We start from the raw sequence: 19,051 nt of genomic DNA on the forward strand, positions 1-19,051 counted from the left end.
TCCGTGGGCCGAATACTGCGGCAATCCGGGTTCTGCGCCGGGTTTGGGTGGGTTGAGGTGCAGAAAGGCCCCGGGGCCGGCCTTGTCGGCCGGGCTCTCCGGGGCCCATTGCGCGGTCGGAGGCCGTGGCCTCAGACTTGATTCAGGTAACGATTCAGATCAGCGCTGGTCCATCGGCTTGTACGGGCGCTCGGCGGCACCGGTGTAGACCTGACGCGGACGGCTGATCTTGCGGGCCGGGTCCTCGATCATCTCGCGCCAGTGCGCGACCCAGCCGGGAAGTCGACCGAGCGCGAACAGCACGGTGAAGAACTTCGTCGGGAAGCCCATCGCCTTGTAGATCAGGCCGGTGTAGAAGTCCACGTTCGGGTAGAGCTTGCGCGAGACGAAGTAGTCGTCGGACAGCGCCCGCTCCTCCAGCCGCAGCGCGATGTCCAGCAGCGGGTCGTTGGCGCCCAGCTTGGACAGCACCTCGTCGGCGGTCTTCTTGATGATCGCCGCGCGCGGGTCGTAGTTCTTGTAGACCCGGTGGCCGAAGCCCATCAGACGAACGCCGGGCTCCTTGTTCTTCACCCGCTCGACGAACGCGTCGACGTCGCCGCCGTTGTTCTTGATGTCTTCCAGCATCTCCAGCACCGCGCTGTTCGCGCCGCCGTGCAGCGGGCCGAACAGGGCGTTGATGCCGGCCGAGACGCTGGCGAACATGTTCGCCTCGGACGAGCCGACCATCCGGACCGTCGAGGTGGAGCAGTTCTGCTCGTGGTCGGCGTGCAGGATGAACAGCAGGTCCAGCGCGCGTGCCAGGGTCGGGTCGACCTCGTAGGGCTCGGCGGGGAAGCCGAAGGTCATCCGGAGGAAGTTCTCCACCAGGCCCAGCGAGTTGTCCGGGTACAGGAACGGCTGGCCGACCGACTTCTTGTAGGCGTAGGCCGCGATCGTGGGCAGCTTCGCCAGCAGGCGGACCGTGGACAGCTCGACCTGGTCCTTGTCGAACGGGTTGAGGCTGTCCTGGTAGAAGGTCGACAGCGCCGAAACCGCGGACGACAGCACCGGCATCGGGTGCGCGTCGCGGGGGAAGCCGTCGAAGAACTGCTTGAGGTCTTCGTGCAGCAGGGTGTGGCGGCGAATGCGCTCGGAGAACTCGTCGTACTCCGTCTTGGTCGGCAGCTCACCGTAGATCAGCAGGTAGCTGACCTCGATGAAGTTCGACTTCGCCGCGAGCTCCTCGATGGGGTAGCCGCGGTACCGGAGGATTCCGGCGTCGCCGTCGATGTAGGTGATGTCGGAGTTGCAGGCTGCGGTGTTGACGAAGCCCGGATCCAACGTCACCAAACCGGTCTGGGCCAGCAACTTGCCGAGGTCGACGCCAGGCGCACCCTCGGTAGGCTGCGTCACCTGCATTTCGTGCTCGCCGGCGTCATAGCGCAGCGCGACGGTACGTTTGGCGGTCACGTCGTCGGGCATTCGGGAACCTCTCGCGCTCGTCAAGGGGTGCGTGATGACGACCGCGATTGCCCAGCCAAGCGGCAGGGCTCGATGTCGCCCGCGCTCCGGTCGGGGTGTCCGAACCGTCGCAGCACCACCCCGTTGGGGTCCTGTCAGTAGTCACGCTAGACCGCCGAAGGGTCCCCGCGCAGCAATCGCGTTTCCTCTTTTTTGCAGGTGGGACCACGATCACATCACACTTACCGGTAGGCGGAGCGCCGATGTCGACGCTCCGCCACCGTCTGAGACCACCATCGTGACCACGTGTGAAATCCAAACGGTCTAATCCGGATTCGTTCTTCCGCAGTCAGACCGCTGAGCTCACGGGGCGTGTTCGGACACCACCGGATGGATTCCGATCACGCGTCCAGCTCCGCCGACCACGGCGGTTCGGCTCCCGGACGCGACACCGTGACCGCCGCTGCGGCGGCGGCGAACGACAGGGCCTGCTCCCACTGCCGCGCGTCCAGAGCGCGGACCTTCGCCGGCGACAGCGCGCCGTTGCGGTGGAGCCACGCCAGCAGCGCCGCCTGCACGGTGTCGCCGGCGCCGATGGTGTCGGCGACCTCGACCTTCCGGCCGGGCACCGTGACCTCGCCTTCGGCGGTGACCGCGGTGAGCCCGTCGGCACCCCTGGTCAGCACCACGGCCGCCGGGCCTCGCGCCTGCCACTCGCGGGCCGCCTCGACCACGTCCCGTCCCGGGGCGAGCCACTCGGCGTCGTCGTCGGAGACCTTGAGCAGGCCGACCGAGGGCAACCAGGAGGAGAACCTGGCCCGGTAGGCGTCCGCGTCGGCGATGAGGTCGGCCCGGACGTTGGGGTCGAGCGCGATGAACACGCCCCGCTCGGCCTCGCGGAACAGCACCTTCTCGTACGCGGTGGCGCCGGGTTCGAGCACCATGCCCAGCGTGCCCAGGCACAACGCGGTCGTGCCGTCCGGGAGCGGCTGGTCGGTGACGAAGCGCGCGGCGGTGCCTTCGGTGTGGAAGCTGTAGCGGGCCGAGCCGTTGGCCTCGAGCCCGACCACGGCCAGCGTCGTGGGCTCCGGACCGCGCTGGACCAGGGAGGTGTCCACATCGGACTCGGTGAGCCGTTGCAGCATGCGGTCGCCGAACTGGTCAGTGGACAGCTTCGCGTAGAACGCGGCGGGCACGCCGAGTCTGCCCAGCGCGATGGCGACGTTGTAGGGCCCACCTCCGAGCAGCGGGTGCAGCGGGCCGAGCTCTCCGTCCGGGGTGGACGGATCCGGCACGAGGTCGACCAGGGCCTCACCGCCGATGACGATCAATTTTCCTCCACTGTGTCCGAAGGGGACTTCTCCTGGGCCAATCCGCCCAGCAGGAACTGCGACAGCGCGGCGAACGCGGCGGCGTCGGACAGCCCGGTGCGCTCGCCGATCTCACCGCGCTGGATGCCGGCGATGGTGCGGCCGACCATCTCGCCGACGAAACCCGCGTGCACCTCGCGGAACACGCCCTGCCGCACGCCTTCGGCGATGAACCCGCGCAACCGGTCGGCGGCGGCGCCAGCGTTGGCCTCGTAGGTGGCGCGGGTCGCGAGGTTGGCGCCCATGTCGCTAATGAACTCCCGCGACGCCGGTCGCAGCGCTTCGGCAGCGGCGTCGAGGTAGGCGCGCACCTTCTCGCGCGGGTCGTCGGCGACCTCGGCGCGGCGCTCGATGTCCTCGGTCGCGCTCTTGAAGTAGTGCGCCACGACGCGGACCGCGAGCTGCTCCTTGCTCCCGGCCAGCGTGTAGAGGGTCGATTTCGAGCAGTGCAGCCGACCGGCCAGGTCGTCGAGGGTGAAGTGGGCGAACCCCTCGGCGAGGAACAGATCGCGAAGCCGGCCCAGGAGTTCGGCTCGCCTGGGGTTCAGCGCCCGCTCGGCTCGGGAAGTGCTCATCGGGAGAAGCCTGCCACAGGACTCTGAAACCTCAGAGCAGACCTTTTCACAGTACTGGAGTACCGCATACAGTACTGGTTGCAGTACGACAGCCCGGTACTCACACTTGACCGCGGGAGCGCGCCATGACCGTTGACCGCCTGCTTCCGACCCAGGAAGCCGCTGATCTGCTCGCGTTGACCCGCGAGATCGCCCGCGACGAGCTCGCCGGCCGCGCCGCCGAGGACGAAGCCGCCGGGAAGTTCCCGCGCGACGCCTTCCGCCTGCTCGGCGACGCCGGGCTGCTCGGCCTGCCCTACCCCGAGGAGCACGGCGGCGGTTCCCAGCCGTACGAGGTCTACCTGCAGGTTCTGGAGGAGATCAGCAGCGCCTGGATGACCGTCGGCGTGAGCCTGTCGGTGCACACCATGAGCTGCTTCCCGCTCGCCCACTTCGGCACCGCCGAGCAGCGGGAGCGCTGGCTCCCGGAGATGATCGGCGGCTCGACGCTGGGCGCCTACGCGCTGTCCGAACCGCACGCCGGCTCCGACGCCGCCGCGCTGAGCACCCGCGCCGAGCGGACCGGCGACGAGTACGCGATCAACGGGCAGAAGGCGTGGATCACCCACGGCAACGAGGCGGACTTCTACACGCTGATGGCGCGCACCGGCGAAGGCGCGCGAGGCATCAGCTGCCTGCTGGTGGACTCCGCGATCTCGGGCCTGACCGCAGGACCTCCCGAGCACAAGATGGGACTCACCGGGTCACCCACGACGCCGCTGTACTTCGAGGACGCCCGCGTCCCGGCCGAGCGGCTGATCGGCGAGGAAGGCGACGGGCTCAAGATCGCGCTGTGCGCGCTCGACTCCGGCCGCCTGGGCATCGCCGCCTGCGCGGTGGGTCTGGCCCAGGCCGCGCTGGACCTCGCGGTCGACTACGCGCAGCAGCGCAAGCAGTTCGGCCGGCCGATCATCGAGTTCCAGGGCATCGAGTTCCTGCTGGCCGACATGTCCGCGGCCATCCACTCGGCCCGCGCGATGTACCTCGACGGCGCCCGCCGCCGCGACGCGGGACTGCCCTTCGGAGAGCAGGCGTCGGTGGCGAAGCTGGTGGCCACCGACGCCGCCATGAAGGTCACCACCGACGCGGTCCAGGTCCTCGGCGGCGCCGGCTACACCCGCGACTTCCCCGCCGAGCGCTACATGCGCGAGGCCAAGGTCCTGCAGATCTTCGAGGGCACCAACCAGATCCAGCGCGTAGTCCTGGCCCGCCACCTCACCAAACCCTGACCCGATTTCAGTGGAAACCGGGAACCCGACTTCCACTGAAATCGGTTGTACCGCAGGTGTCGCAGGTCAGAGGGGTTTGAGGCCCCAGTGGGCGGTCCAGGCCTCGCCCGGCTGGAGGGTGATGAGGTCGGTGCCGGAGTTGAGGGCGTCCGGCGGGCACGTCATCGGCTCGATGGCGATGGCGCGACCTCGTTCGGGGAAGTCCTCGGCCGTGTAGACCTGGACCCACTTGAAGACCGGATCGGCCCACAGCTGGACGCCGTGACCGTCGGGCCCGGTCAGCGAGTGGCGCACGAGACCGGCCGGGTCATCGGGGGCCGAGACCGAGCCGCCGAAGGCGGTGTCGAGCCAGACGCCGGCAAGACGGCGACCGGTGCGGAAGTCGACCTCGTCGCCCTCCAGCGCGCGCGGCGGCCGGACCGGCAGCAGCCGGTCGGCGTCCACCGGCAGCACCGTGGAGGCGGCCAGGCGGAGCGTGCACTCGTCGGTCTCGACGTTGCCCGCGCGCGGGTAGGGGTGCACTCCGACGCCGAAGGGAACCGCGCGCCCACCCAGGTTCTCCACGGTGTGGGTCACGGTGAGCCCGTCGCCGTCGAGGGCGTAGCCGATGGAGGTCAGCAGCGGCACCGGCCAGCCGGGACGCGGCGAGACCGTCGCCTGCAGCACCACGGCGGAGTCGGTGTGCTCGACGATCGCCCACGGCTCGTGCCGCAGCAGCCCGTGGATGGCGTTGCTGCGGTCGGGCTCGGTCAGCGCCAGCTGCTGCGGCTCGCCGTCGAGCGCCCAGCGCCCGTCGGCGACCCGGTTCGGCCACGGCACCAGCACGCCGCCGGCGGCCGACGGCGGGAGCCGGTCGGCGTCGAAGGTCTCGGTGTGCGGCACACCGTCGACGGTGAAGGCGCGCAGCGCGGCGCCGAACTCGGTGATCACCGCCTTCGCGGTCCCCGAGCTGATCTCGAACTGCCGGCCGGTGGCGGGAAGAGGATCATGCACTCCGCCACTCTACGACCACGAGGCGGCCCCGGACACCGCGAACAGCGTCCCGGACCGCCTCGTCGGACGTGGAAATTCCTACTTGCTCAGGGACTCCGCTTGGAAGTCCGTCTTGCCCTTCACGAAGTAGTTGATCAGCCAGAAGATCACGCCGATGCCCAGCAGGATCCCGGCGATGATGTACTCCGTGGCCGGCCGGCCGGACAGCGGGCTCGCGAAGAACGCACAGGTCAGCGCACCCAGCACCGGAACCCAGGTGGGGGCCTTGAAGTGGTCGTGCTCCACCTCGTCCTTGCGCAGCACCAGAACCGCGATGTTGACCACCGCGAACACCACGAGCAGCAGCAGCGACGTGGTGCTGCCCAGGTCGGAGATCTCCAGCGAGCTCACCAGGATGACCGCGATGATGCTGGTGAACAGGATCGACACCCACGGGGTGCGACGACCCTTGTGCACCTTGCCGAACACGCTCGGCACGACGCCCTCGTTGGCCATGCCGTAGACCAGCCGGCTGGCCATCAGCATGTTGATCAGCGCCGTGTTGGTGACCGCGAACAGCGCGATCAGCGAGAACAGGATCGGCGGGAACCACGGGGCCGCGGCCTTGACCACCAGCAGCAGCGGGCCGTCGGACTCGGCGAGCTCCGCGGTCGGCACCAGCGTCGAGGTGATCACCGCGATGACCAGGTAGATGGTCGCGGTGATGACCATGCCCAGGAGCAGGGCGCGCGGGAAGTTCTTCGACGGGTCCTTGGTCTCCTCGGCCATGTTCACCGAGTCCTCGAAGCCGACCATGGCGAAGAACGCCAGCGCGGTGGCCGAGGTGATCGCGAGCAGCGGCGAGGTGTCGGTGTCGAACTGCGTCAGCCTGCTGGGGTCCGGCGCGATGTCGGCACTGTGGCTTCCACCGAAGATCGCGATCAGACCGAAGACGATCACGATCGCCAGACCGGTCAGCTCCACGCACGTCAGGACGACGTTCATCTTCACCGACTCGCCGACACCGCGGAAGTTGATCGCGGCGAGCAGCAGCAGGAAGCCGAGCGCGACCATCCACGAGTAGGGCTCGACGCCGTCGCCGAAGATGCCCGTCAGGTAGTCACCGCTGAACGCCTGCGCGGCGGAGGAGGCCGAGGTGATGCCCGAGCACATCACCGCGAAGGCGATCAGGAAGGTCACGAAGTGGATGCCGAACGCCTTGTGCACGTACAGCGGGGCGCCACCGGCACGCGGGTACTTGCCGACCAGTTCCAGGTAGCTGAACGCGGTCAGGAAGGCGACCACGAAAGCGACCAGGAACGGAACCCACAGGGCCCCGCCGACCTTGCCGGCGACCTTCCCGGTCAACGAGTAGATCGTGGTCCCGAGGATGTCTCCCACCACGAAGAAGAGCAGCAGTTTCGGGCCCATCACCTTCTTGAGGCCAGGCTCGTGCGCACCGCCGGGCGCATTAACGGTCGTTTCGTTGGCCATAGTGGAGAAGTGTGCAGGGTGGCTCCGACGACTGTCTGCCCGCCCCTGGTCGAAACGCACTCCGTCGAGTGGCGCAAGCGTGGCGAAGTGCCCAACGAGCACGCTCCGCCCAGGTCAGATCACACGTCGTCACCGGTGGGCGCCTTGTACTTCCAGAACGCGGGCAGGGCCACCGCCGACAGCGCGGCGGCGAGCACGACCAGCACTCCCCCGATCATCACCGCTGGTCCGGTGCCCAGCGCGGCACCGGTCAGGCCGTGCAGCGTGTCGGCCAGCCTCGGCCCGCCCGCGACCACGACGGTGAACACGCCTTGGATGCGGCCGCGCATCTCGTCGGTGGCCGCCGCCTGCAGGATCGAACTGCGGTAGACCATGCTCACCAGGTCGGCCCCGCCGCCGAGCGCCAGGAACAGCACCGCCAGCCACAGCGAGTCGGCGAAGCCGAAGCCGATGATCGCCACGCCCCAGGCCACCACGGCGATCGTCACGCCGACGCCGTGCCGAGCGATGCGGTGCAGCCAGCCGGAGAACAGCCCGAAGCAGAAGGCGCCCAACGGGATCGCCGCGTACAGCCAGCCGAGCGCGGCACCGCCGCCGGGCGGGTCGCCGAAGGTGCGCTCGGCCATCTCCGGGAACAGCGCGCGCGGCATGCCGAAGACCATCGCGATGATGTCCAGCAGGAACGACGCCAGCAGCACGGCGTGCAGGCCGAGGTAGCGGAAGCCGTCGAGCACCGAGCGCAGACCGGCCTTCTTCGGCGCACCGTCCTGCGGCGGCAGCGCGGGCAGCCGGAACACCGCCCACAGCGCGAGGCACAGCGCGATGGCGTCCACCAGGTACAGCACGGACAACCCGAGCAGCGGCAGCAGGACTCCCGCCAGCAGCGGTCCGACGATCGAGCCGAGCTGGAAGACGGTGGAGCCCAGGGCTTGCGCGGACGGCAGCAGGTGGGCGGGGATGAGCCGGGCGACGGCGGCGGCGCGCGTCGGCGAGTTGACCGCGAAGAACGTCTGCTGGAGCGCGAAGAGCACCAGCACCAGCCACACCGACGGGATGCCGGCGAACGCGACCAGCCACAGCAGCACGGAGGTTCCCGCGAGCCCGCCGTTGGTGATGAGCATCAGCTTGCGGCGGTCCACGGCGTCTGCGATCGCGCCGCCCCACAGGCCGAACACCACCAGCGGGACCAGTCCGAAGATGCCCGCCAACCCGACGTAGAAGGAGGAGCCGGTGATGTCGTAGAGCTGCTTGGGCACGGCCACGGCGGAGAACTGGGCGCCGACGGCGGTGACGATGTTGGAGATCCACAGCCTGCGGTAGGCCGGGTAGTGCAGCGGTCTGGTGTCGATGAAGACCTTGCTGAACAAGGACTTGAAGCTACGCCGGGGAATGGTTCCGCTGCTCTGCCGCACGAAGGACGGAGCGTAGTCCTTCGCGAAGCTAAAGGACCACTGGTTATCCGCCCGTGTGACGGAGCTCTACACCACTCCCCGGCGGCTCACTCACGGAGCGAGACGTTCGACCGCCCAGGTGTCATCGGTCCGGCGGAAGCGAAGCCGGTCGTGGAGCCGGTCGGGACGTCCCTGCCAGAACTCGACGAAGTCCGGGCGGATCCGCCAGCCGCCCCAGTGCGGCGGCACCGGGACCCTTTCGGCCTCGCCGAAGCGGCGCTCGATGCCGTTGAGGGAGTTCTCCAGCGCTTCGCGGCCGTTGACCACGCGCGACTGCGGCGACGCCCAAGCGCCCAGCTGCGATCCGCGCGGGCGCTCCGCCCAGTACTCGGCGGTCTCCGAGGAGCTGACCTTCTCGACCTCGCCGCGCACGTTGACCTGGCGCTGCAGGCCCAGCCACGGGAACGTCGCGGCGGCAACGCGGGTCGTCTTCAGGTCGTGGCTCTTGTTGGACGTGTAGTTGGTGAAGAACACCACGCCGCGCTCGTCGAAGCCCTTGCACAGCACCGTCCGCGAGGACGGGAAGCCCTCCGGATCGGCGGTGGCCAGCACCATCGCGTTCGGCTCGACCAGTTCGGCCGAGACGGCCTCGTCGAACCAGAGCTGCAGCTGCTCGTGCCAAGTGCCGGCGAGCGAATCCTCGTGCAACGCCCCGGCTTCGTAGGAAACACGCATGGACGGCAACGCGACGTTGGCCTCCGTCATCCTCTTCCTCCCTGACTCGTCCGGCGAACGGCACGACTCGACTTCGACATTCCGGCTCGGCGCCGGACGGTACGGGCTGGACGAGGCCGACGCGCGCGAGGCGCATCGGCCATTCGTTACGACGGTAAACGGGATCGGAACGGGAGCCGAATCGACGATAGGTCACGATCGATTCCGCAACCGATGCAGTGATCGTTCCCACAACAGCTCCACGTCACCCGAACAGCCGTTGCGCTGCGGGAGGAGCAAGGGAACCTTTCGCTCATCCCACTTCACCACAGCGAGAGCGTCAAGCCCTCGACGTCCGGATGGTGGGAGTGGATCGCCCACGCAGCCGGCCACCCGATGCTCGGCGGGTTCGAACGGATCGCACCCCTCGGACGCACGTCGCGGGCGGTGACAGAAAGGTCCCCGTGCCCACGGGCTGGCAATCCACACCACCCAGCCCACATCCGGACCGCCAACTTGCGAAACAGCAATATTTCCGGAATTTTTCACCCAAGTGCAAAACGTTCCATTCACCGTGGGTCAACTGAACCTCGAATTTTTTCCCGTCCCGGCGCCATTGCTCTTTCTTCCGCCCGGGGTGCACTGTTGGCTCAAACCCCGCCACGTCGCCCAGCCATGCACGCGCGCACCCCTACGACCAGGAGACGAGGCAGCTATGAGCGAATTCCGTCCCGGTCTGGAAGGCGTCGTCGCCTTCCAGACCGAAATCGCCGAACCCGACCGCGACGGTGGCGCGCTGCGCTACCGAGGCGTGGACATCGAGGACCTGGTGGGCACGGTCTCCTTCGGCGATGTCTGGACGCTGCTGGTGGACGGCCGGTTCGGCGGCGGACTGCCGCTCGCCGAGGACCTCCCGCTGCCGGTGCGCACCGGTGACGTTCGGGCCGACGCGCAGGCAGCGCTGGCCATGACCGCGCCTGAATTCGGCTTCAAGCCGGTGCTCGACATCGAGGCCGAGCAGGTGCGAGCGCAGCTCGCCCGAGCCTGCTCCCTCGGCCTGTCCTACATCGCCCAGTCCGCGCGCGGCGACCAGGCTCCGGTTCCGCACGCGCGGATCGCCGAGGCCACGACCACCACCGAGCAGTTCCTCACCCGGTGGCGCGGCGAACCGGATCCCGCTCACGTGCAGGCGCTGGACGCCTACTGGGTGTCGGCCGCCGAGCACGGCCTGAACGCCTCGACCTTCACCTCCCGGGTCATCGCCTCCACCGGCGCTGACGTGGGCGCCTGCCTGTCGGGCGCGGTCGGCGCGATGTCCGGCCCGCTGCACGGCGGCGCCCCGGCCCGGGTGCTGCCGATGATCGAGGAGGTCGAGCGCACCGGAGACGCCCGTCGCGTGGTGGCCGACATCCTCGACCGCGGTGACCGGCTGATGGGCTTCGGCCACCGCGTCTACCGCGCCGAGGACCCGCGCGCCCGCGTCCTGCGCAACACCTGCGACCAGCTAAAGGCCCCTCGCTTCGAGGTCGCCCGCCAGCTGGAGCAGGCGGCGCTGACCGAGCTGCGCGAGAGGCGGCCCGACCGCCAGATCGAGACGAACGTGGAGTTCTGGGCCGCCGTGGTCCTGGACTTCGCCGCCGTCCCGCCGGCGATGATGCCCTCGATGTTCACCGCGGCCCGGCTCGCGGGCTGGTCGGCGCACGTCCTGGAGCAGAAGCGGACCGGACGTCTGGTCCGGCCGTCGGCGCAGTACATCGGCCCGGCCCCGCGCTCGCCGCAGGACGTGGCCGGCTGGGACACCGTCACCCAGATCATCGCCCCGGTGTGAGCCCGTGGTGGGTCGGCCGCGTGGCCGACCCACCAGGGGATACCTTGACGGGCGTGACCGATTCGGCGAACCTGCACGCCCAGTACGCCGCGGCCCTCGAAGAGGACGCCGCGATCAGCGACAACCCGTGCGCCGAACTGGTCCAGGCCGCGGAGCACTGGCACGCGGCGGACGAGCACGAGCGCGAGCACTCGGCGCTGACCAGGGCGTTCGACGTCGACGAGGACGCCGGTCCGCTCAGCGGGCGCGGCGCCTACATCTCGTACCTGCTCACCCACGGACGCGCCGACCAAGCGGCACCGCTGCTCGACGAGCTGCGCCGGAAGCCGAGCAAGGTCGCCATGACCTACATGGACATCCACGTCGGCTACGCCACCACCGGTAACATCCCGGAAGGTCTGCGCTGGCTCAACGCGGGCGCGACCCACATCGTCCCGTCCCTCGACGAGCTCCTCGAGCCGACCGACCAGGGCTTCGACCTCCTCCTGGAGCGCTGGCACACCCGCAAGGACACGGGCCTGCCCGCCGACGCGATGGACGAGTTCCTCCAGCGGTGCCTCGATCACAGCGAGGAGGTCCGCGACGAGATCCAGCAGCTGTCCGGCACCGAAGGCGACCTCGCCGGTCTGGTGGACGAGGAGGGGAACCTCTCGCTCACCCTTTACCCGGTGCCGCTGTGGAGCGCCGAGGAGTTCGACCGCTCGGTGCGAGAGCACCCGGAGTGGTGGAACGAGGACACCAGCCACGAGGACTACCGGCGCGCGGTGCAGCGGGAGCTCGGCGAGGTCGTCTCCGGCGCCTGCCTGGTTCCCACCACCGTCGCCGCGGTGGAGGAGTTCTCCGCGGCGTACGGAGTCGACCCCGGCGATCCCGAGACCCCGGACGACTATGTGTTCGAGGAGGCGCACGCCGGGCGGTACCTGCCCTGGCCACCGGGGCGGAACGACACCTGCTGGTGCGGTTCGGGACGCAAGTACAAGAAGTGCTGCGGAGCACCCGGATTCGCCTGATCGTTCCGACCCGAACGGGCCTACTGGGACACAGTGTGGTTGGCCCCGGCGGCGAACAGCAGTAAGTTGCGGTGCGGCAGCGGCCGCTGGACACCGAGCGGTAACCCTGCTGCAACACTGAGCCGAGCCGGCAATGGCGCCGGCGGACCTGGCCACTGGCGCGCGGGGACGGGCTTCTCCCGGTCACCCCGCACAGTCACCACAACAACGCCCGGAGGCGCCGGAATGACGCAGGCCGAGACCACCGACCCGACCACCTTGAAGCTGCCCGACGAACTCCAGCCCTCCGACGGCCGCTTCGGCTGCGGACCTTCCAAGGTCCGTCCGGAGCAGCTGACCCGGCTGGCGAACGAGGGTGCCGCGGTGATGGGCACCTCTCACCGGCAGAAGCCGGTGAAGTCCCTGGTCGGCAGGGTCCGTGAGGGACTGCGGGAGCTGTACTCGCTGCCCGAGGGCTACGAGGTCGTGCTCGGCGTCGGCGGCACCACCGCGTTCTGGGACGCCGCGACCTTCGGCCTGATCCGCGAGCGCTCGCTGCACCTGACCTACGGCGAGTTCTCCTCGAAGTTCGCCAAGGCCGCCAAGACGGCTCCCTTCATCGGCGACCCGATCGTGGTCTCCTCGGACCCGGGTGACGCCCCGGAGCCGGTGTCGGACCCGAGCGTCGACCTGATCGGCTGGGCGCACAACGAGACCTCCACCGGCGTCATGCTGCCCCCGTCCCGCCCGGCGGGCTCGGAGAACGCGCTGATCGCGGTGGACGCCACCTCGGGCGCCGGTGGGCTGGCGTTCAACGCCGCCGACGTGGACGTCTACTACTTCGCGCCGCAGAAGTCCTTCGCCGCCGACGGCGGGCTGTGGCTGGCCGCGATGAGCCCGGCCGCGATCGAGCGCATCAACGAGATCGGCGCCTCGGACCGCTGGGTCCCGGAGTTCCTGTCGTTGCCGACCGCGCTGGACAACTCGCGCAAGGACCAGACCTACAACACGCCCGCGGTGGCGACGCTGTTCATGCTCGCCGACCAGATCGAGTGGATGAACGGCCAGGGCGGTCTGTCCTGGTGCGACTCGCGCACCAAGGAGTCCTCGCAGCGCCTCTACAACTGGGCGGAGTCCTCGGAGTTCGCCAAGCCGTTCGTCACCGACCCCGCCAAGCGGTCGCAGGTCGTCGGCACCATCGACTTCGACGACTCGATCGACGCCGCCGCGATCGCCAAGGCGCTGCGCGCCAACGGCATCGTCGACACCGAGCCGTACCGCAAGCTGGGCCGCAACCAGCTGCGGGTCGGCATGTTCCCGGCGATCGAGCCGAACGACATCACCCAGCTGACCAAGTCCATCGACTGGGTGATTTCGCAGCTGTCCTGATCGCGCTATGCGGCCGCCGAGGCAAACCCGTGAACTGCGGGTTTCCTCGGCGGCCGTTGCCATTTCACGGTCGCGATCCGCGACGAAGTTGATCACGACGAGTGATTTTCGCTGGAGTTGAGTAGTTCAACTCATTCGCGCGACCCGCCCGCATAGGGCAAGATCGAAGCTGACAGGGCGACCAACAAACGACACGAGTACCCGGCGTGCCTCCCGCGTCAAGGCGGCGCGCCGGGTTACTGTCACAGCTTGGTGACATGTAGGTCGGCGGGAGGCTGGCGTTATGCGAGCGCTGCGAGTGGTCGGGCTCGACGAGGACGGTGAATCCGTCATCTGCGAGGACCCGGAGAACGGTGAGCGATTCACCGTGCCCGCTGACGAGCGGTTGCGCGCGGCTGCCCGCGGCGACCTCACCCGGCTGGGCCAGGTGCAGATCGAGATGGAACAGCAGATGCGGCCGCGCGAGATCCAGGCCCGCATCCGCTCCGGTGCGTCCGTCGCCCAGATAGCGGCCACCTCGGGCCTGCCCGAGCACCGCATCGAGCGCTACGCCTACCCGGTGCTGCTCGAACGCGCCCAGATCGCGGAGATGGCGCAGCGCGCCCACCCGGTCCGCGAGGACGGCCCCGACGTGCAGACCCTCGGCGAGGTCATCGCGCACACCTTCGGAATGCGCGGCCACGACTACGCCGAGGCCAACTGGGACGCCTGGCGCGGCGAGGACAACAAGTGGGTCGTGCAGCTGGCCTGGCAGGCCGGCCGCTCGGAGAACGGCGCGCACTGGGTGTTCCACCCGGGAGCGCACGGCGGCACCGTCGCCTCGCTCGACGAGCACGCCGTGGACCTGCTCGACCCGTCGCCGAACCGTCCGCTGCGCACCGTCCGCCCGGTGACCGAGCTGGCCCGCGAGGCGCTGCAGCTCGACCAGCAGGTGGCTCCCGACCAGGTCGACCCCGAGCCGGAGCCGGTGCTGCCCGAACCGCCGGCGGCACGCGTCGAGCCCACGCTCCAGCGCGTCGAACCGCCGGAACCGGCACCCGTCGAGCCGACCGAACCGACGCTGGACCTGGAGACCCCGGAGCCGACCGAGAACCCGGCCACACCGGAGACCGAGTCCGCCGAGGACGCCAAGACCGATCCCAAGCGCGCGCGCAAGAACCACCCGATCGTCCCCTCGTGGGAAGACGTCCTGCTGGGAGTGCGCTCGCACCGCTGAGCGGTTCCACTGAGAACGGCCAGGCCCTTCGCGGCCTGGCCGTTCTCGCGTCTAACCCGGGCCCAGCAGGCTGAGCAGCCCGGTGACCCAGGACATGACGAGGCCCGCCGCGGTGCCGAAGGCGACCCAGCGCCAGACCGGGATGTTGCGTCCCAGCCAGATCGAGGGCGCGAACCCGGCGGCGATGGCGATGTTGACGAACACCGCGAGTGCTCCGCTGACGTCGGCCAGGCCCTGCGAGACCACCGCGAGCGTGACCGCCACGATCACCGCGACGATCGCGCTGATCGTCAGCCCGGTCGCCCACGGAGTCGGAGGCACCGGCGCGACCGGCCTCCCCCGACGACGCACCGCCTGCGCCGAACGCGGCCGCCCGATCTGCGCGAGTTCACCGCTGAGCGGGTCGACGTAGCCGACGCGACCGCCCGTCTCCGCGGCGAGGCGCATCGCCAACTGCCGACCGCGACGGGACACGATGTCGCCGGTCTGCGCGGACTCACCGGTCTGCACCAACTCCGCGACACCCGCCCACTCGTGCAGCGCCGCGACCAACGGTTCGGGCAGGCGCAGCCGCGCAGGGTCGTGCTCGGTCCCGCCGCCGCGCACCAGCACGGCCCGCCCGGACCGCGCGTGCAGCTCCCAGCCGGTGTCCATCAGGTCCCGCTCAGGGCGTGGAAGGTGATGGCCCCTGCCGTGGCGACGTTGAGCGAATCGACGCCTTCCGCCATCGGGATCCGCACCGCGACGTCGGCGGCCTCGATCGCCTCGCCGGTCAGCCCAGGACCTTCCGAACCCAGCAGAACGGCGACCCTGCCCTGGTCGAGCCCGGCGTCGCGGAGCGACTTCGAATCCCCGCGCGGAGTGAGCGCGGCGATCCGAAAGCCCTCGTCGCGCAGCAGTTTCAGGTCTTCGGGCCAGGTTTCGAGGTGGGCGAAGGGCACCCGCAGCACGTGTCCCATCGACACCCGCACGCTGCGCCGGTACAGCGGGTCCGAACATCCGGCGCCCAGCAGCACTCCGTCCACGCCGAGCGCGGCGGCGTTGCGGAACAGCGCCCCGAGGTTCTCGTGGTCGCCGATGCCCTCCAGCACGGCCAGCCGCCGCGACCGCGCGACGAGCTCGGCGGGATCGACAGCAGGCGCCCGGTCGGCCACGGCCAGCACACCGCGGTTGAGGTGGAAGCCCACGACCCGCGCCATCACGTCCGCGTCGGCCACGTAGGCGGGAACGTCCAGGTCGGCGGTGGCCTCGGCCAGGTCTTCGACCCGGCGGCGAACCCCGAAAAGCGCCCGGACCGGGTACGGCGAGGCGAGCAACCGCTCGACCACCACCACGCCCTCGGCGATCACCAGTCCGCGCCCGCCAGGCCGGTCCGGCCGGCGGTCCGCACGAGACAGATCGCGGAAGTCGTCGACCCGCGGATCGTCCACGTCGCTGATCTCGACCATGTGCGCCACGCCGGCCATTCTCCCATCCGCACCGCGAGCGGCGATGACAGGAAGGTTCCCACGCTCACCCCGCAGGCCGACGGGAGTGACAGGAAGGTTCCCATGTTCAAGTTGCGGGCCTGCGGTGGTGACAGGAAGGTTCCCACGCTCACGTCGCAGGCCCGCGGTGGTGACAGGAAGGTTCCCTTGCTTCGCCGAGGCGGGGTCGGGAATCGAGGGGGTAATGGGTCGATCTCATTCACTCCTCGGTCCGCTTCGGCGGCGGATGGGACGAATCGGAGCCGTTGCGCCCCATTTCCGATTCGCGTGGAGGATTTGTTCAGACCTCCGCGGCGAGTGCGCTCAGCGGCGTTAGCGACTTGTCGAACGAATTCCGTGGGAAAGTTCTCGCCCCAACAGACGAGGGGGCGACGCTGAGTGATGCCGCACCGCCGTTGATCGGATTGGACTGGTTGACGTCCGCTTCGCACCGCCATTGCCCCGATTGCCGGTGCGAACAACACCGAACACCGCGCGTCTCTGCTCCCGGCGGCCGATTTCCACGCGCCTCAGCGGAGCCGAAAAGGCTGATTGCCGCTTCGCCCCGAGCGCGCGGACCGAGTGATCGCTGACACCGTATTGGCCGCTGGCTCACCAGGTGGGGATGTGTCACGGTGGTTTCCCCAGCGCTGGGCGCTGACGTGCTGCCGATAAAGGGAGACGGCATGGGACGGCACGTGGACGATCGATCCTTCAAACCGATTGATCGGCAACGCTATCGGAACAAGATGCAACGAGGCCTGGACGCACTGGCGCGGATGTTGGCCGATGGCGAATTCTCCTTCCCCCATCAACAGATGGGGCTGGAGATGGAATTGTGCTTGGTGGACGAGCACATGCAGCCGTCGATGAACAACGCGGTGGTGCTGGAAAAAATCAGCGAAGCGATTTTCACCACCGAGTTGGGGCAGCAGAACATCGAGCTCAACGTCGAACCGCGAGTGCTCGCGGGGGACAGCGCGCTGCGCCTGGAGGAAGGCGTGCGGGCGGCATTGGTGCGCGCTGACGGCGGGGCGCACGACGCGGGCGCGAAGATCGCCATGATCGGCGCTTTACCGACGTTGCAGAGCCTGCACTTCGACCCGTCCACGCTGACGAGCAATCCGCGCTACTCGGTGCTCAACGACCAGATCATCCTGGCTCGCGGCGAGGAGATGCTGCTGGACATGGAGGGCGTTCCGCTGGCCGACGGCGGTTCGGAACGGCTTCGCTCCTACGCGGACTCGATCGCGCCGGAGTCGGCGTGCACCTCGGTGCAGCTGCACCTGCAGGTCGCGCCGGAGGACTTCGCCGCGCACTGGAACGCGGCGCAGTGCCTGGCCGGGGTGCAGGTCGCCATCGGCGCGAACTCGCCGTTCCTGCTGGGCAAGGCGCTCTGGCACGAGACGCGCATCCCGCTGTTCCTGCAGGCCACCGACACCCGCCCGACGGAACTGCGCAACCAGGGCGTGCGGCCCAGGGTGTGGTTCGGCGAGCGGTGGATCACCTCGATCTTCGACCTGTTCGAGGAGAACGTCCGCTACTTCCCCGCGCTGCTGCCGGAACCGGAGGAGGAGGACCCGGTGGCCGCGCTGGACAACGGCCGCGCCCCGAAGCTCAACGAGCTGCGCCTGCACAACGGCACCATCTGGCGCTGGAACCGCCCGGTCTACGACCTGGTGGGGGGCGTCCCCCATCTCCGGATCGAGAACCGCGTCCTGCCCGCCGGGCCGTCGGTGGTCGACGTCGTCGCGAACGCGATGTTCTTCTACGGCGCCCAGCGCGCGTTGACCGAACAGGACCGTCCGCTCTGGACGCAGATGTCGTTCGCCGCTGCGGAGGAGAACTTCTACGCGGGCGCCCGGCACGGTTTCGACGCGCATCTCTACTGGCCAGGCTCGGGCTGGGTCACGCCGGACGAACTCGTCCTGCGTCGACTGCTGCCGATGGCGCACGAGGGCCTGCGGGCCTGCGGCGTCTCCGACGAGGCCCGCACCCGCTACCTCGGGGTCATCGAGCAGCGCTCGCTGGCCAGGCAGAACGGTGCCAGCTGGCAGCGGGACGTGGTCGCGCACCTGGAGGCAGATGGAGCCGACCGGCACGCCGCGCTGACGACCATGCTCCGCCGCTACATCGAGCTCGCCGACAACGGCGATCCGGTCCACAGCTGGCCGGTCCGCTGACACTCCGCAGGGCGCCTGTGGCCACACCTGGTCAATTGCCATAGGGTGGCAACAACCAGAAGGTGTCGACTACGGAGGGAGACTTCGGTGCCCGAGTACGTGCTGCCGGAGTTGGACTACGACTACGCGGCGTTGGAGCCGGCGATCTCCGGGGAGATCAACGAGCTGCACCACAGCAAGCACCACGCCACCTACGTCAAGGGCGCGAACGACACGATCGCCAAGATCGCCGAGGCCCGGGACAAGAACGACTTCTCCTCGATCGTGGGCCTGGAGACGACGCTGGCGTTCAACCTCGCCGGGCACTCGCTGCACCTGGTGTGGTGGAAGACCCTGTCCCCGGACGGCGGCGACAAGCCGACGGGCGAGCTGGCCGCGGCCATCGACCAGGACTTCGGATCGTTCGACAAGTTCCGCGCTCAGATGGAGGCCGTGTCGACCACGATCCAGGGCAACGGCTGGGGCGTGCTGGCGTGGGACCCGGTCGGTCAGCGGCTGATCACCCAGCAGCTGCGCGACCACCACTCGAACCTGTCGATCGCCACCACTCCCCTGCTGGTGTTCGACATCTGGGAGCACGCCTACTACCTGCAGTACCGCAACGTGAAGGCCGACTACGTCAAGCAGCTGTGGAACGTCGTCAACTGGGACGAGGTCGCCAAGCGCTTCGACGACGCCCGCAACGGCCTCAACGGCCTGCGCCTGCCCACGGCCTGACCGGATTTCAGTGGAAATCGGAGACCTGATTTCCAC

Annotated in this window: 16 protein-coding genes; 7 read left to right on the plus strand and 9 right to left on the minus strand. The window is 69.1% G+C overall.

What is annotated here, in order from left to right:
• Nucleotides 1-159: 159 nt before the first annotated feature.
• The 3 genes from AB0J78_RS31520 to AB0J78_RS31530 form a co-directional block, all read right to left on the minus strand.
• The gene (locus AB0J78_RS31520) at nt 160-1,464 is read right to left on the minus strand and encodes a citrate synthase (protein ID WP_363795376.1); all 1,305 of its coding nucleotides are present in this window, start codon (nt 1,462-1,464) and stop codon (nt 160-162) included.
• A 380-nt stretch (nt 1,465-1,844) separates the two neighbouring features.
• Complete coding sequence (locus AB0J78_RS31525; protein WP_363795378.1) at nt 1,845-2,774, minus strand: carbohydrate kinase; 930 nt, start codon at nt 2,772-2,774, stop codon at nt 1,845-1,847.
• Nucleotides 2,771-3,388, minus strand: coding sequence for a TetR/AcrR family transcriptional regulator (locus tag AB0J78_RS31530; RefSeq protein WP_363795380.1), 618 nt, complete (start codon nt 3,386-3,388; stop codon nt 2,771-2,773). The genes AB0J78_RS31525 and AB0J78_RS31530 overlap by 4 nt, the downstream gene beginning before the upstream one ends.
• A gap of 125 nt (nt 3,389-3,513) precedes the next feature.
• Between AB0J78_RS31530 and AB0J78_RS31535 the strand changes: the two genes are divergently transcribed.
• Nucleotides 3,514-4,656: an acyl-CoA dehydrogenase family protein gene (locus AB0J78_RS31535; RefSeq protein WP_363795382.1), complete on the plus strand. Its 1,143-nt coding sequence runs from the start codon at nt 3,514-3,516 to the stop codon at nt 4,654-4,656.
• A gap of 66 nt (nt 4,657-4,722) precedes the next feature.
• On the opposite strand, the gene AB0J78_RS31540 is transcribed toward AB0J78_RS31535, so the two are convergent.
• The 4 genes from AB0J78_RS31540 to pdxH form a co-directional block, all read right to left on the minus strand.
• Entirely contained in the window at nt 4,723-5,649 is a 927-nt protein-coding gene (locus tag AB0J78_RS31540; protein WP_363795383.1) for an aldose 1-epimerase family protein, read from the minus strand.
• Nucleotides 5,650-5,727: 78 nt separating this feature from the next.
• On the minus strand, nt 5,728-7,122 hold the full coding sequence (locus tag AB0J78_RS31545) for an APC family permease (RefSeq protein WP_363795385.1): 1,395 nt from the start codon (nt 7,120-7,122) through the stop codon (nt 5,728-5,730).
• 119 nt (nt 7,123-7,241) lie between these two features.
• On the minus strand, nt 7,242-8,489 hold the full coding sequence (locus AB0J78_RS31550; protein ID WP_363795387.1) for an MFS transporter: 1,248 nt from the start codon (nt 8,487-8,489) through the stop codon (nt 7,242-7,244).
• A gap of 135 nt (nt 8,490-8,624) precedes the next feature.
• Nucleotides 8,625-9,278 (minus strand): pyridoxamine 5'-phosphate oxidase, encoded by a 654-nt coding sequence (pdxH, locus tag AB0J78_RS31555; RefSeq protein ID WP_363795389.1) that lies wholly within the window; start codon nt 9,276-9,278, stop codon nt 8,625-8,627.
• Between the two features lie 664 nt (nt 9,279-9,942).
• On the opposite strand from pdxH, the gene AB0J78_RS31560 reads away from it, so the two are divergent.
• The 4 genes from AB0J78_RS31560 (at nt 9,943) to sepH (ending at nt 14,649) form a co-directional block, all read left to right on the plus strand.
• Entirely contained in the window at nt 9,943-11,055 is a 1,113-nt protein-coding gene (locus tag AB0J78_RS31560; RefSeq protein ID WP_363795391.1) for a citrate synthase 2, read from the plus strand.
• 53 nt (nt 11,056-11,108) lie between these two features.
• Entirely contained in the window at nt 11,109-12,065 is a 957-nt protein-coding gene (locus AB0J78_RS31565) for an SEC-C domain-containing protein (protein ID WP_363795393.1), read from the plus strand.
• Nucleotides 12,066-12,290: 225 nt separating this feature from the next.
• Nucleotides 12,291-13,433 (plus strand): phosphoserine transaminase, encoded by a 1,143-nt coding sequence (serC, locus tag AB0J78_RS31570; RefSeq protein ID WP_363795395.1) that lies wholly within the window; start codon nt 12,291-12,293, stop codon nt 13,431-13,433.
• Between the two features lie 283 nt (nt 13,434-13,716).
• Nucleotides 13,717-14,649, plus strand: a complete 933-nt coding sequence (gene sepH, locus AB0J78_RS31575; RefSeq protein WP_363795397.1) for a septation protein SepH — start codon at nt 13,717-13,719, stop codon at nt 14,647-14,649.
• Between the two features lie 51 nt (nt 14,650-14,700).
• Here sepH and AB0J78_RS31580 read toward each other — a convergent pair whose 3' ends face one another.
• Together AB0J78_RS31580 and AB0J78_RS31585 are read right to left on the minus strand one after the other, a co-directional pair.
• A complete protein-coding gene (locus AB0J78_RS31580; RefSeq protein WP_363795399.1) occupies nt 14,701-15,303 on the minus strand; it encodes a DUF2537 domain-containing protein in 603 nt (200 codons plus the stop codon).
• Nucleotides 15,303-16,115 (minus strand): RNA methyltransferase, encoded by an 813-nt coding sequence (locus AB0J78_RS31585; protein WP_363795401.1) that lies wholly within the window; start codon nt 16,113-16,115, stop codon nt 15,303-15,305. The genes AB0J78_RS31580 and AB0J78_RS31585 overlap by 1 nt, the downstream gene beginning before the upstream one ends.
• A 686-nt stretch (nt 16,116-16,801) precedes the next feature.
• Here AB0J78_RS31585 and AB0J78_RS31590 point away from each other — a divergent pair.
• Together AB0J78_RS31590 and AB0J78_RS31595 are read left to right on the plus strand one after the other, a co-directional pair.
• Complete coding sequence (locus AB0J78_RS31590) at nt 16,802-18,298, plus strand: glutamate--cysteine ligase (RefSeq protein WP_363795403.1); 1,497 nt, start codon at nt 16,802-16,804, stop codon at nt 18,296-18,298.
• Nucleotides 18,299-18,385: 87 nt separating this feature from the next.
• Entirely contained in the window at nt 18,386-19,015 is a 630-nt protein-coding gene (locus AB0J78_RS31595) for a superoxide dismutase (RefSeq protein WP_363795405.1), read from the plus strand.
• Nucleotides 19,016-19,051: the final 36 nt, after the last annotated feature.

This window comes from Saccharopolyspora sp. NPDC049426 (assembly GCF_040676935.1).
Classification (GTDB): Bacteria; Actinomycetota; Actinomycetes; order Mycobacteriales; family Pseudonocardiaceae; genus Saccharopolyspora.